A 14,165-nucleotide genomic window follows, 5' to 3' on the forward strand; every position below is an offset into this window, starting at 1 on the left:
AAAGTTTATTGATAAAAAAATAGGGTAAACGGGGCTGGCGCTGGTCAGCGTTGATTCATCCGAAAAAGCAAGGGTTGCTGTATAACAGTATTCGTTATCTAAACCCAAATAGGAACGGAAATAGAAACGTGACAATAATTGCCCATAAGATGTAAATAGGCAGATAGAATGCCATGGTTTTTCCAACCCCAATTGGGCTAACCTTCTTTGAAACTACCTTGTAGAGCTGGGCAGTTACCAGCAAAAGATTGATAAGGATGAGCACATTGCTACCCAGAATTGCAGTCCTATTGGGCGTAAATCCCCATTCTGAGATCCTGAACAGGATAGCAGACAGCGCAATACCATTAACAAGTATCGTTACAATAGATAGCAGAAAAAGCACCCAGATTTCTGCCTGGCTTTTCGATGTCTTCGATGTTTCGGCAACAGAAAAGAAAATGATGGCCATCACGCCAATTAATAGCGCATTGAAAATCAGTAAAAACTCCCGGTCGTTGTACGGATCCTTATCTGAATAAACCATGGCTACGAGATAAATTACCAGCATTACTAGTACCAGCGGACTGAATATCCTGGCAATTACTGGGGAAACTTTACCAACTAATTGCTGATTGGTTTGGGTGAGGTAGGTGCCTACAATAGGTGCAGCGGAAAGCCCAAAAATTCCAACATAATCGAAATAGTACTTCTCAATTTTAAAACCGATTAATCCGAAAAGATTAATGGTTATGCCGGTCATGAGTGCGCCTGCTATCAGGATGAGGGTTGTCATAACGACCAGGTCGCCATTATACCTTAAATAGCTAAGCCGTTTTTCATCATTAGTTCTCGTTTCGCCAACAAAAGAAAAACCTACTATCGCCCATAGAAATAAGACTAAATGGATGCACGATAAAATTAAGGTATCGCTTTTTTTTGCGTCAGGAAGTGAATTAATAAAAATTGACCCAACGAGCATTGCGCCAGCTATAAACGTGATTTTACCTATTGATAATTGATTCTTCCAGGCGAAGTACGTTGCCAACGCGGGGAAAACGATAAAGCCGATGTTTCTGGGATAGAAAAATTCCTGGCTTATCGATAAAATTACCGGCAGCTTTGCAATGAAACCTGCCACCAGCGAAGCGATTAGTACAAATACTAATTCCCCGCCTGTACCCCAGTTAAGCTCATCGGGTTCATAATTGAGTCGTTCATGCCAGCAATCAGCAAGGGCATTGCCTTTAAGCTCTGGATAGAGTGTACTGAACGCTCGCCTAAACGGCACTTTGTTCGCTCGGTACATCTTTTCAAGTTGTCCGGGGTTGTTCAGATAATGGAGTATTTGCTCTTTCATGAGTGTATAGATGGTTACTTTTTAGTCAAAATTCTCAAGCAGTTAGCGCCGTTTTAATGCCACAGCGTGCCAGCTAATCCCAAAACAATTCCAAGCCATAAGCCGATACTACCTACCAGTACACTGACGATCACAGCAATTGACTTATTTACCCCGATCTGGTTGTGAAAATGAAGAATGACGTAATTGCATAAGCCTCCTACGGCTCCGGCTAAGGGAACGATAAGCAGGGGTCTAATCATCCAAAGCGTTCCCCAAGCTGGATTAGGCTCACGAACGCCAAGCAGAAAAATTGAGATCAGTACTAAACCAATGCCTGCACCTACTACCATTCGTTTACCTACTGAAACTGGATGAATTGGCGGTGTAGTTAACTTGTTGCTCTGTGTCATAATCAGTTAGTTTTAAGCGTTATAACTAGTTTTTAGGTAATCCATTTAGGTACTTTGAATTTCAAAGTGTACATGTAAAAAAATAGCCGTTGTCACCTGACTATTCAGCAACCCCCTTAATTAGTTTTTCCAAAGCGTTAAGATGGTCGCTAAATGCTTTCCGGCCAAGCTCGGTAGCGGCATAACTGGTGTTCGATTTTTTGTCAACAAATGATTTTTCCACCCGAATAAACTCGTCTTTCTCCAGGGCTTTCAGGTGGCTTGCCAGATTACCATCCGTCACATCCAGAAATTCCTTCAGCGAATTGAAATCAAGCGTCTGATTAACAGCCAGGGCCGCCATAATGCCAAGCTTGATCCTGCTTTCAAATGCTTTATCTAAACCATTGATCGATATTTTCACCTTTCGTACCGGTAATGCATATAAATGCCATACATAATATGGGCTACGCCAAACCCTAACGCCCAACACACTAACCCGTATTCAACGAAGTAGGCACTCAGTAAGCCTAGCCCTATCTGGATAAGTCCTAAACTTTTCACTTCTTCATAAGTGAACTGGCTGGCATTATATAAGGCCAGACCATAAAATACTAACGTAAACGGGGCTAGTAAGCCAATCAATCCTTTAGTGATCAAAACAAGGATTAGAAGGCCACCCACAAGTAACGGAACTGCCATATTGATCAGTAATCGCTTTACAATGGCATTCCAGAGTTTTTCTCCCCGTTTAGTCGCCTTGTTGTAGGAAAGAAGAATAGCCGTACCCATAGCCAGTACCAAAATGGCGCTAGCTAAAGCAATGACTTGTACTAGACTAAAAGATGATCCGCTTGAATTAGTGCTACTATACACCAGTTCATCAGGATTAAAGCCAAGAACTTCATAGGCAATGTAAGCCCCTGCCAATGCATACAGACCTGCCATGATGCCTGCCCAACCGGCCAGCGACAGAAACTTGGAAGAACGCTCCATGATGGCGCGTATCTGGGCTATATCCCGAATATAATCCTGCTCTTCGTTCATTTAAAAGCACTTTGAATTTCAAAGTAACAGCAGGAATCACAGTTATGCAAGCGTTTTTAGATTTTTTATAATTGTTCAGGTAAATACGGCGCATACATCCATTGAGCCATCCTATAAATCCCTACCAGGAAAAAGCTTATTTCCTCAACGATTGCTCAATGAGTAGTGAGAGGTGTACGCTTCGGACGCTCTGCTTAATAACTACTGGAAGGCGGGTCAAACCCGTAGGGTAGTCTCGTATGTTTAGGTTGGTCAGAAGCAACCTGAGTTTACTGGTAGATATGGCTCGTCCAATACGTAGGGGTCCTTACGTCAACTGGTTTATGTGAACAACTTTGGGGTTTCGGGTTAGCAAATGGATAATTCCATACGCAATTAGGTAGGTGCATCCACAAACAGTGAACAGTACGTTATAGCCACCAGCTAAATTCCCGGCTGCTTTATAGGTATCCAGTAAACTGCCAACCAGAATAGGAAACAGGATGCCACCAACAGCCCCCGCCATACCGGCAATCCCCGCAGCCGAGCTAACCGCCTGTTTGGGAAACAGATCAGAGGCCAGGGTAAATACGTTGGTGGCCCAGGCCTGGTGCACAGCAACGGCCAGACTTATCAGCCCGACAGCGACCCAAACACTGGTGGCAAACTGCGTTAAAATAATGGATAACTCTAAAAAGGCAAAGACTAACAGCACTAGTTTTCGGGCTTTCAGGGTAGGCCAGCCGCGTTTGATAAGCCACGAGGATAAGGCTCCGCCACCAATGCTGCCAACGGTTGTGGCCGTGTATATTAACATGAGCTCCAGGCTCGGTTTCTTGAGGTCTAATTGAAACGACGAGGAGAAATAGGAGGGTAGCCAGAACAGAAAAAACCAGTAAATAGGGTCAATCAGGCCTTTGCCGGTAATGAGTGCCCACGTTTGTGGCAGGGTGAATAACCTGGCCCATTTTATGGCTACTTTCCCCTCGGTTTCTGCTTCCTGTCCGCTGATGATGTAGGCGTATTCGTCGGCAGATAATCGTTTTTGTCGGGCTGGTATATCGTAGAAAATAAGCCAGAAAAATAGCCACACAAAGCCTAACGCCCCCGTAATCCAGAAGACTTCCTGCCAGCCGTAGTGCGTTAAAATCCAGGGCACAATGAGTAACGCTGCCACGACACCAATACTGGTTCCGGCATTGAACAGGCCGGTTGCTAAAGCCCGCTCTTTCTGCGGAAACCATTCCGCCACCGTTTTTACAGCTGCGGGGTAATTACCGGCTTCGCCCAGTCCTAACCCAACGCGGGCCACGCCAAACCCAAAAGCCGAGCGGGCCAGCGCGTGAAGCATCCCGGCCACACTCCACCAGATAATCGTAACAGAGTACCCTAGTTTAGTCCCTACTTTATCAACGAACCAGCCAACGATCAGTAAGCCAATGGCGTAAGCTGCCGTAAAGGCAATAACGATACGGGCGAAATCGGTTTCGGTCCAGCTAAATTCTTTCTCCAGAATGGGCTTTAATAAACCAATTATCTGCCGATCAAGATAATTGATCGTTGTGGCGGCAAACAATAAAAAAACAATGAACCAACGATAATTCCTTAGTTTAAAATTGAGCATTTTATCATGAATGATGAATGATGAATGATGAATGATTTACCTTTTTAGCGCATTCATCACCGCGCGGGTGACCCCGTCATCATTTCGTTGACGAAGTGCTGAAAGTGTTCTTTCAAGCCTGACCAGTTTTGCTGCTGGATGAGCGTCTTGTCGAATAAGTGGCTACCAATGCCTACGCCATCAGCTCCGGCTTTAAAGTAGGCTGCCATGTTGTGGAGGCTAATGCCGCCGGTTGGAATTAGTTTCAACTGATTCATGGGTGCTTTTATGTCTTTAATGTAGTCGGGGCCCAGAGACGTAGCGGGGTAAACTTTTACCATTGAAGCCCCTAATGACCAGGCCTTATAAATCTCAGTGGGGGTGAATGCGCCGGGAAAAATGGGCACGTTACGTTTTACACAGGCTTTAATCACTTTTTTGTTGACAATTGGGGTGACTATAAACTGTGCCCCGGCTTCTAGTGCCCGATCAAGATCCTCCAGCGTACAAACGGTACCTGCGCCAATATTGAGCCCATTAGTAGTTGTTTCAATTGCCTGTTGAATCATCGTTTCTACCCCCACTGTATTCATGGTTATCTCGATGGTTGTCAGACCAGCTTCCTGGTAAATAGGGAGAATCTGGCTTACAACCTCAGCCGGGAAGCCTCTGATAATTCCGACGAGCGGTGCTTTTAAATACAATTCCCAGGAGAATGCGTGTTGTGCCATATGGTTTGGTTTATTTGCTTAGAAGTACGAGCTGATTCTGCGCCACTTTAACCTGGCCAGCAATGGTGGCTTTATCAAGTAAATCGACAGAAATGGTCATGGTTCGTTCCGACAAATTCAGTTCATCCATGGCCAGTTTATACAGTTCGTATAAATTGTTTCCACTGCACAGAATCAATTGCCAGGTAGGTTGATGACTAAGTGACTGAAGCTCGTTGCCAATTAATAATCCACTTAAATAAAGTGCATTCTGGCGTTTGGTTAATTGATTGAATAATTGATTGGTTCTGACCCGGAATAAGCTATTCAGAATGGATGACTGATCCGATTGGTTGACCCCACGTTTAAAGGCGTCTACTTCGCTTTCGTCAAAAACGGTCAGGCCAGTGGGTTCTACAGAATCTTTCAAAATGCTGTAGTTCGACATGAGGTTAAAGACCTCGCCTGTCATAAAGGTTTGGAAGTCGGTTACCAGCTGATTCCGGATGTAGATATGTTTCGAATGCGTTCCTGGGAATATCAAAATCGACTCGTCACTATTATAATGCAGCGTATCCAATAACGAGAGCAGACCAATTAACTGAGTTTCTTCACCCCGCATAACATCGTGCTGCGTTTTAATGCCCGATATAAGGATAATGTCGTGCGGAAAATCAGCCTGTGAGCCAAGCCGTTTGATATTGGCCAGACTTCCATCAATTGGAAACGGTAACGTAGCGTACGGAACTTCGTCCATGCCAATAGAGGAGGAGGCCATCCCTGAAACAACGATCGGTATATCATCCAGATTAATAGCGAGTTGCTTTGCCAGTAGATTAATCTGACGCTTTAGTTGTACCCGAAAAAACTGCTCTCTGGAAATTCCAGTCATTTCGCCATTTTCCTTCCAGGAAGTAAACATAGTTGCTACGCCTTCCTGTGAAGTAACTTCGCCAATAAGCTGGCTATCAATACTGTTGATGAGTCGTAGCCGAAAAGAGGATGTCCCCCAATCGCAACCTAACAGATAATTTTTCATTCGTTCTATCAGTTTCAAGTACTACTTACGGTAACGCAAAGGCAACATAAGACCCCCCTGGCTTTAAGCCATATCGGGTGCCACCCGCAGCAATGACAATATATTGTTTTCCGTTGACCATATAGGTTATCGGCGTAGCAAAGCCTCCGGTGGGTAACTTGTACTCCCATACGACTTTACCGGTTTTTTTGTCAAAAGCCCGAAGTTTTTCGTCATAGGTAGCCGCAATAAACAGTAAGCCCCCAGCTGTTACAATTGGACCACCGTGATTTTCGGTGCCGGTGGGTGGCAGTCCTTTTTTGGTTAGGTCGGGGTATTCGCCGAGTGGCACTTGCCAGAGGTACTCGCCCGTGTTCAGATTAATGGCGTTCAGCGTTCCCCAGGGCGGTTTAATGGCCGGGTAATTGTCCTGATCCCGAAATTGGGTGTTGCCATTATTCAGATAGGGCGGCATGTACGGGAAGTCGGCATCCCTGGCCACGGGCGACGTAACCACCGAGCTATGCATATCGGGCACAGCCTCAGACTTGGTTTCGCTCTTGAGCAAAAAGTTGACGAGGGCGTCGCGGTCCTCTTTAGACAAGTGCCCAAAGGACGGCATACGTCCCTGGCCGGTTGTCAATAAGGTGTTGATCTGCTCTCGATCGAGTCGTTTTCCCACGTCGGTCAGATCGGGGTAGGCTTGGGATGCACTTGCTGAAGCCGCACTACTACCTGTCCGATTCAAGTTATGACAGGCTGAGCAATTGAGATTAAATAGAGATGAACCCCGTGTTTGGGCTACGTTCGTTCCCTGCATCCGGCTATCGCGCATTTTCAGCCACCATAGCATAGTATTGGCATTTTGGTATAAAATGCCGTCAGGGTCGGCAGCATTACCACCCCACTCGGCACCCCCACCAAAGCCAAAATACAAGCTCCCTTCTTCGCTGGGGGGCATATACTTGCTACCTACCCGACTGTTTTTATACTGGTTCAACACATAGGCGTGGGCTTCGGGGGTACGGGTCGTGATTTCCTTTTCCGTTAACTCCTGCCGGACAAAAGGCGCAGGCCTGCTTGGAACGGGTTGGGTAGGCCAGGGCTTCTCGCCGGGTAATGCCGGTGAGGTAGGAACGGGTACCTCCTTCACGGGGAATAAGGGTTTGCCCGTATCCCGGTCAAACACAAACACATAGCCGTCTTTGGTTGCCTGTGCCACAGCATCAACCAGCCGGGGCCGACCGTCGGGGCCATTGTGTTTAACGGTTACCAGGTTGGGTGGGCAGGGCAGATCACGATCCCAGAGGTCATGATGAATGGTCTGGAAATGCCACACCCGCTTACCCGTTTCTGCATTCAGGGCAATCACGCAGTTGGCAAACAGATTCTGTCCCGGGCGGGCACCCCCATAGAAATCAACAGAGGGCGATCCTGTTCCCGCGTAGACAATACCCCGCTTTTCGTCGATGACCATACCGGCCCAGCAGTTCGCTCCGCCCAGTTTTTTGTAGGAGTCTTTGGCCCAGGTTTCGTACCCAAATTCACCCGGCAGTGGGATGGTGTGGAATACCCAGGCCAGCTTGCCTGTACGCACATTAAACGCCCGAATGTAACCCGGAGGAGCATCTCCCCCTTCGTTCACGGCTGAGCCCGTAATCAGTAAGTCTTTGTAAATAACACCGGGGGTGGTAACACGGATTGAAAAGTTGTTGACGTCGTAGCCAAGTGTTTCTTTGTCGCCAAGGCCCTCATGCAAATCAACTTCGCCATGCCGGCCAAAGCTGTCAATTAGCTTACCCGTCGAGGCATTGATGGCGTACAGAAACGAGCCAACAGAATATAATATACGTTTGTCCGGTTCGCCGTTGCGAGCACCATCTTCCCAATACACAACCCCACGGATGGGGTGAAACCGGGGCTTTTTTTCGGGATTGGCGAAGGGATCAAATTGCCAGTGCTGCTTACCCGTAGCTGCATCGACGGCAAAGAGCTTCATGCGGGGCGACGTGCCGTACAGCACTCCGTTTACAACAATCGGCTGACATTGAATGTCCATCCCACGTTGGCCCGCTCCCGTATTGTCGCCCGTGTCGTAGGTCCAGGCAAGCGTCAGGTCTTTGACAGTCTGGGTGTTGATCTGGTTCAGTCGCGAGTATCGATTTCCCGCATTGTTTCCACCATACGTAGGCCAGTCATCGGCGGGTAACTGCGGCTTGATTACACTCGTCTCCTGATTTGCCGACAGGAAACAGCCCAGAATCAGGATTCCAAAAGAAGATTTAAGTAAGAAATTCATTGACAAGTTGAGTTAGGAGTAGGTTAAGAGGGGTTAATAGAATCTAAAGAATCAAGCCTTAGCTGCTCACTTCATTTTTTCATAAAACTCATAGGCTATTTTCCATTTTACTTCCTGTCCGGGTGCTGCTTTCAGTTGTATGTATGGCTCGGGGCAGGAGGTTGTTGCGCAGGCCCAGTATACTAACTTTTGTAGCGGCTGATCGCTCGTGATGTGTACCCCCGCACCTGTTTTCTGGTTTTCGATACGGATATCGTAACTCGCTGGAGTGGTGCCAAATCCTTGCAAACCAGCACTATACACCTGCTCCTTTTTCTCTAATTCGCGGGAATAAAGCAGCCGTTTTCCCTGTGCCAGAATTGTGGTGCCAAAGCCTTTTCCCTCTCCCTGCACATCAAATGGGAACTCGATGTTCACGGTTGGGCCCGTGGGTTGTTTGTCGATGATGAAGAAGTTATGATCGTAGGCGCTCGTCTCGATGGGCAAGGTGCCAGTATTTTTCAGGCTGTGTTCCAGCACAAGTTCAGGCTTGCCTTTTGTGAGCTTTACCGTTTTGCGATACACGTAGGCATAGCCTGTTGGGCTGGTAAGGGTATGGGTAAAGTCAATATGGTCTTTGTGCCTGTTTACGTTCCAGGTTCCCTGATCCATGATGTCATAATACTTCCCGAAGGCATAGGTTTTATCATCGGGCTTCCGAAGCATACCCACGCCTATTTTCATAAATGTATCGCCTGGTTTGGCATCTGTATAGCCCAATGGCGCAAACTCTTCTACCGGTCCACTGATGGCATCGTGCAGTTTGGGGTCGTAGTTCTCAAACCAAGGTTCAATAAAGCTGTGTCCCTTGTACGTCAGATCTTTAAATGCCCCCGACCAATCGAACCGAGTACCCTGATAATAGCCGTTGCCAGCATCCGGCAAGTACAAGCTCGTTTGAATGAGGTCGTTGGATAACTCAGCCTGTGGCCAGTCGGTCATTGGCATAGTGGTGCTACACAAACCGCATACAACAAAAGTGGAGATGAGTGCCTTTTTCAACTAAATATGATTTGTAATGGCAGTGGACAACAACAGAGATGAAAAGATGGAACGCAGATGTTTATTATCATTACGATTATTTAAGATTCTGATAATTAGATAGTAATCATAATCATCATAAAAATCTGCGTTCTATCTTTTTATGCTACAAATTCGGATTAATCGACGTGTCGGTGTACGGCAGAGGAAACCAGTAATTTGCTTTGGTGATCGGCTTGATCGGTTGCAGATCGTCCGGGCTTTTAGCTGCATTAGCTTCCTCAACTTTTTCGAGACGAATCAGATCAAACCAGCGGGTGCGTTCGCAGGCAAATTCCCAGGCACGTTCCTGCACCACCGCGTCAGCAAACTGGGCGGCTGTTAGTCCGTCGCCGGGCGAGAGTGCTTTTGCGCCCGATGGCAAGCCCCGTAATCGGACAGCATTGAGGGCGTCATAGGCTGCCTGATCCGGGCCACCCGTTCCACGCGCTTTCGCTTCAGCATAAATGGTCAATACGTGCGGATAGCGCATCATGACGGAGGGCAGCGAAATGCTGGAAGTTACAATATTCCCCTTGATGTACCATTTCTTGTAATAGGGGTGTTTGGTCAGGCTGTTCTGCCAGGGGATTGTGGTAGCGCCTAACCCAAACTGCGTGCGAAAAGTGGCATCTTTGCGCGGCCCTTCGGGGAAGTTTTTGAAGAAATTAAGCTCCGCAAACATATCGTCCCAGCCGCCCTCTTCGCCGGGCATTGTGGTGTTGCCATAGGTAGCGTTGGCCGTACCACTACCCCCCGTAAATCCATTGATCTGAAACACCGATTCAGGAATAATAGCCACCGCCGGATCATTGTCGAAAACGGCGGCAAAGGTTGGCATCAGCGAGAACCCATAGGTAGCGCGGTTGTCAATCACTTCTTTGGCTTTGGCCGCAGCCAGATCATATTTGTCGGTTTGTTTCAGTGGCCAGCCAGCCATCGTCAGGTACACATCCGCCAGAAATGCTTTGGCCGAACCCGCATTAGGCCGACCCGGATCGCGCCGGGTGTTGGGCAGCATGGTTTCAGCTTTCTTCAGGTCTTCGACGATTAGTGCATAGACTTCCGCGGGTGTCGATTTTTTGATTGTGAGCAGATCGGCTGAGTATTCACCCGCCAGCACCAGCGGAATATTGCCATAAAAGCGGGTTAACCAATAGTAGGAAAAGCCACGAATGAAAAAGGCTTCGCCCGCAATAATGTCAATTGTTGCTTTGGTACCAACCGTTTTTGTGTAATTATTGATCACGTTGTTGGCAGCCTGAATGGCTTTGTAACAGCCATTATACACGGCTCCTGAGCGTTGGTTGGTGGTCGACACGTTAAACTGATCGAATTCACGCCAGTCCGCTTTATTACTGGCGGGGTGTGTGGTCACGTCATCACTACCGATGGTAGCCGCATTGGCCGATGGGTGAAGGAACCCGTATGTCCACTGATTACCCAACCCCCGGTAGGCTCCGGTCAGAGCCGACTCTAACCCATCCTGGGTCGCGAGAACGTTACCGCCATACAATAGCCCGGTTGTATCTTCTTCGAGATAACCTTTGCAGCCTGCGGTGAGCATAGCCGCCAGTCCAATTATTAGTAACTTTTTCATGATTCATCAAATGAGGTTTATGGTATTCGGTTTACGGTTTACGGTTGGGCGGATACGTTCATGCGTCAGCCGCCGAAAACAAAAAACTGAAAACCGTTTTTTTAGAAGCCCAGGTTGATACCGAGTGTGTATTGTTTTGCATTAGGATAGGAACCATAGTCAATACCAATGGCGGTGTCGGTGTTTGAACCAACCCGTGCCGACTCCGGATCTGGCCCTTTGTACTTGGTGATTGTAAACAGGTTCGTTGCACTCGCAAATACCCGGATGCTGGCTTTGTTATGAATGAAGCCGGTTGGCACGTTATACGAAAGGCTTACGTTTTTCAGGCGAACGAAGCTGCCATCTTCCAGGAACCGGCTCGATTGGGTGAAGGGCTGATAGGTTTTCGTAAAGGCCGGAACGTTTGAGGTTTCATTGCCTGGCCGGTAGTAGTCCCGGATTTCGGCCAGGATGAACTGCCGCGCATCGCCCGAACCCGACAGCGCAGCCGCCCGCGTGTAGTTGAGCTTATCGACACCAAAGACGCCATTGAAGAATACGTTCAGGGTCAGTCCTTTATACGTAAAGGTGTTGTTCCAGCCTCCCGTTGCTTTCGGGAAGGCCCGGCCAATGATCTGAAAATCATCCGTTGTGATCGAATTGTCGCCGTTCAAATCCTGGTAATGTGGATCACCGGGTACACGCCCCTGTTTGGCTGCCTGATCGGCTTCGTTTGGTTTCCAGGTGCCCAGGTAATTCAGGCCCCAGTAAGACCCCAGCGGCTCACCCGGCATTAGCATAAACTCATTGGTTGTCGACATGCCGGCACCAACACCCGTACCCTGCCCCAGCCGTGGCAAACCGCCCAGACTGATTACGCGGTTCTGTAAGGTGGAAAAATTCAGGTTCGTTTCCCAGCGGAAGCCACCCAATACCAGGGGCGTACCACCAATCGAGAATTCGAAGCCTTTATTTTCAATTTCGCCCACGTTTCGGGCTTGTGTACCGCCCCCCGCATAGCTGGGAATGGCTACGTTCAGGAGCAGATCTGAAGTGTTTTTCTTGAAATAGTCAGCTTCGATACGTAAACGACCATTCAGGAATTCCATTTCCAGACCCACATCGACCTGCTTGGTTGTCTCCCATTTGAGATCGGGATTGCCGGGATTACCTAAAATCACACCAGATGTAGCCGCCGTGTTATTAAAGGCAACCTGGGCTGAACTATAGGCCGATATGGTCGAGTAGGGGCCGAGTGCCTGGCTACCCGTCATACCCCAGCTTCCCCGCAGTTTCAGGTTGTTGAATACGTTGAGTTTCTTGATGAACTCTTCCTCTGATAAACGCCATCCAAGCGCCACAGATGGAAAAACACTGTACTTGTTACCCGCTGCAAACTTGGACGATCCGTCGCGACGAACGGCCGCCGATACCAGGTATTTGTCTTTGTATCCGTAGTTTATACGTCCCAGCAATGACAATAGCGTCCATTTCTGATAGCTCGATGCCACGGTAGCGGCTGTATTGCCACCAATGTTGTCGTATCCCAATTGCGGAAACCGTAGCCCCGACGCACTGGCCGTAAAGTCTCTATTGGTGAATTGCTGGGTCTCCAGTACGGCAACCGCGGTAATGGAATGATTACCTAGTTTGACATCGTAATTCAGATTATTCGTGTTTTGCAGGGTTACCTGTTCCGCCGAATATCGGCTTGCCGTTGGTACGTTGTTGGAAAGTCGCTTGCCGTTTAAATTCAGGTTTTGTGCATTCAGGTAATTGACGGCGTACTGCAAGTCGATGGACAACCCTTTGATCGGAAGCTTATAGTTTATCCCCCCATTGATGTTGATACCGCTCTTATTCGCATCCACCGACTGATCGTACAGGTAATCCAGCGGATTGCGGTAAACGGAACCAATCGGGTCTGTAAACGTCGGTTGACCATCGGCACCGTAAGCAGGCGTAGTGGGTGCCCAAGCCAGTGCCTGTACAATGGCGCCCCCATCGAGGGTATTGTGGTTTTGTGACCGCGTACCCCACAGATTCAACCGAAACGAAAGCTTATCGTTGATCTGCGTGTTTATGTTGGTACGCAGGTTATACCGCTTAAACCCACTGTTATTGACGATGCCGTTCTGGTTTAAATAGTTTCCTGACACCAGAAAGGTCGTTTTGTCATTACCGCCCGACAGGGTAATCTGGTGCTGCTGACCCGTTCCGTTTCGGAAGACCAGACTCTGCCAGTCGGTACCGCCGTTTTGTTTGAACTGCGCAATCTGATCTGTGGTGAACGGTAACCCGGAACCGACAGCCGTGGCGCGGGCATTAACGATTTCGGCGAACTCACCGGCCTGCAATACGTCGTACCGTTTGATAACCTCCGAGGTGCTGAACTGGCCTTCGTAGTTGACTTTGAGGCCTTTCGCTCCTTTTTTAGTCGTAATGATCACGACGCCATTCGCTCCACGACTACCGTAGATGGAGGTTGACGCGGCATCCTTTAAAATCTGGATGGTCTCAATATCGCTGGGGTTTACAAAGTTGAAATCCGCCCCAACAAACCCGTCGACAACATACAGGGGGTTGTTATTGCCCAATACAGAGTTGGCTCCTCTGATCCTGATCCGGGCGTCGCCACCCGGCGCCCCGTTTGTCTGGCTTACCTGCACACCCGCAGCACGTCCCTGAAGCACCTGATCCAGACGTGTAACGGGTTGCTGGGCAAATTCCTTGGTTGAAATGGCTGTCAGAGCGCCCGTTACGTCGGTTTTGCGCTGTGTACCGTATCCAACCACAACCACTTCATTCAGCGTTTTCTGATCTTCGGCCAACTGAACATTAACCACCGAACGTCCATTGACAGGCACTGTCTGACCAACGTAACCGATGTTTGAAAAGACCAGCGACGCATTGCCGGCCGCATTTAGCGAAAAGTTTCCTGAGGCATCGCTGGAGGTACCCGTTGTGGTACCACTTACCTGAACGTTGACACCAGGTAATCCCTGATTGTCTGGACCGGTCACTTTACCGGTAACCCTGGCCGTCTGGGCGAAGGCGTAGCTATGCCCCAGTAGCAACAGGATAACGAAGAGTTTTACAGTTTTTTTCATGTTTAGAGGTTTATTTGGGGGAGTTAAATTTGCTTAACGTAACGCGGA

The 14,165-nt window shown here is 48.3% G+C and carries 11 protein-coding genes; all 11 read right to left on the reverse strand.

The window, feature by feature from the left end; translation table 11 throughout:
• Positions 1-94 precede the first annotated feature (94 nt).
• The 11 genes from ACYVGO_RS03605 to ACYVGO_RS03655 all read right to left on the reverse strand — a co-directional run bounded on the left by ACYVGO_RS03605 (position 95) and on the right by ACYVGO_RS03655 (position 14,117).
• Positions 95-1,339, reverse strand: coding sequence for a hypothetical protein (locus ACYVGO_RS03605; protein ID WP_460967588.1), 1,245 nt, complete (start codon positions 1,337-1,339; stop codon positions 95-97).
• A 53-nt stretch (positions 1,340-1,392) separates the two neighbouring features.
• Positions 1,393-1,731: a potassium transporter KefB gene (locus ACYVGO_RS03610; RefSeq protein WP_142770461.1), complete on the reverse strand. Its 339-nt coding sequence runs from the start codon at positions 1,729-1,731 to the stop codon at positions 1,393-1,395.
• A gap of 100 nt (positions 1,732-1,831) precedes the next feature.
• On the reverse strand, positions 1,832-2,134 hold the full coding sequence (locus ACYVGO_RS03615; RefSeq protein ID WP_142770462.1) for a winged helix-turn-helix domain-containing protein: 303 nt from the start codon (positions 2,132-2,134) through the stop codon (positions 1,832-1,834).
• The gene (locus ACYVGO_RS03620) at positions 2,131-2,757 is read right to left on the reverse strand and encodes a hypothetical protein (protein ID WP_460967590.1); all 627 of its coding nucleotides are present in this window, start codon (positions 2,755-2,757) and stop codon (positions 2,131-2,133) included. The genes ACYVGO_RS03615 and ACYVGO_RS03620 overlap by 4 nt, the downstream gene beginning before the upstream one ends.
• A gap of 307 nt (positions 2,758-3,064) precedes the next feature.
• On the reverse strand, positions 3,065-4,360 hold the full coding sequence (locus ACYVGO_RS03625; RefSeq protein WP_460967591.1) for an MFS transporter: 1,296 nt from the start codon (positions 4,358-4,360) through the stop codon (positions 3,065-3,067).
• A 56-nt stretch (positions 4,361-4,416) separates the two neighbouring features.
• Positions 4,417-5,070 (reverse strand): bifunctional 4-hydroxy-2-oxoglutarate aldolase/2-dehydro-3-deoxy-phosphogluconate aldolase, encoded by a 654-nt coding sequence (locus ACYVGO_RS03630; protein WP_460967593.1) that lies wholly within the window; start codon positions 5,068-5,070, stop codon positions 4,417-4,419.
• A 10-nt stretch (positions 5,071-5,080) separates the two neighbouring features.
• Entirely contained in the window at positions 5,081-6,088 is a 1,008-nt protein-coding gene (locus tag ACYVGO_RS03635) for a 2-dehydro-3-deoxygalactonokinase (RefSeq protein WP_460967595.1), read from the reverse strand.
• 25 nt (positions 6,089-6,113) lie between these two features.
• Entirely contained in the window at positions 6,114-8,366 is a 2,253-nt protein-coding gene (locus ACYVGO_RS03640; protein ID WP_460967597.1) for an outer membrane protein assembly factor BamB family protein, read from the reverse strand.
• A 66-nt stretch (positions 8,367-8,432) separates the two neighbouring features.
• Positions 8,433-9,347: a hypothetical protein gene (locus tag ACYVGO_RS03645; protein WP_460967598.1), complete on the reverse strand. Its 915-nt coding sequence runs from the start codon at positions 9,345-9,347 to the stop codon at positions 8,433-8,435.
• A gap of 205 nt (positions 9,348-9,552) precedes the next feature.
• Positions 9,553-11,025, reverse strand: a complete 1,473-nt coding sequence (locus ACYVGO_RS03650; RefSeq protein ID WP_142770468.1) for a RagB/SusD family nutrient uptake outer membrane protein — start codon at positions 11,023-11,025, stop codon at positions 9,553-9,555.
• A 101-nt stretch (positions 11,026-11,126) separates the two neighbouring features.
• A complete protein-coding gene (locus ACYVGO_RS03655) occupies positions 11,127-14,117 on the reverse strand; it encodes a SusC/RagA family TonB-linked outer membrane protein (protein WP_460967600.1) in 2,991 nt (996 codons plus the stop codon).
• Positions 14,118-14,165: the final 48 nt, after the last annotated feature.

This window comes from Spirosoma migulaei, assembly GCF_054776855.1.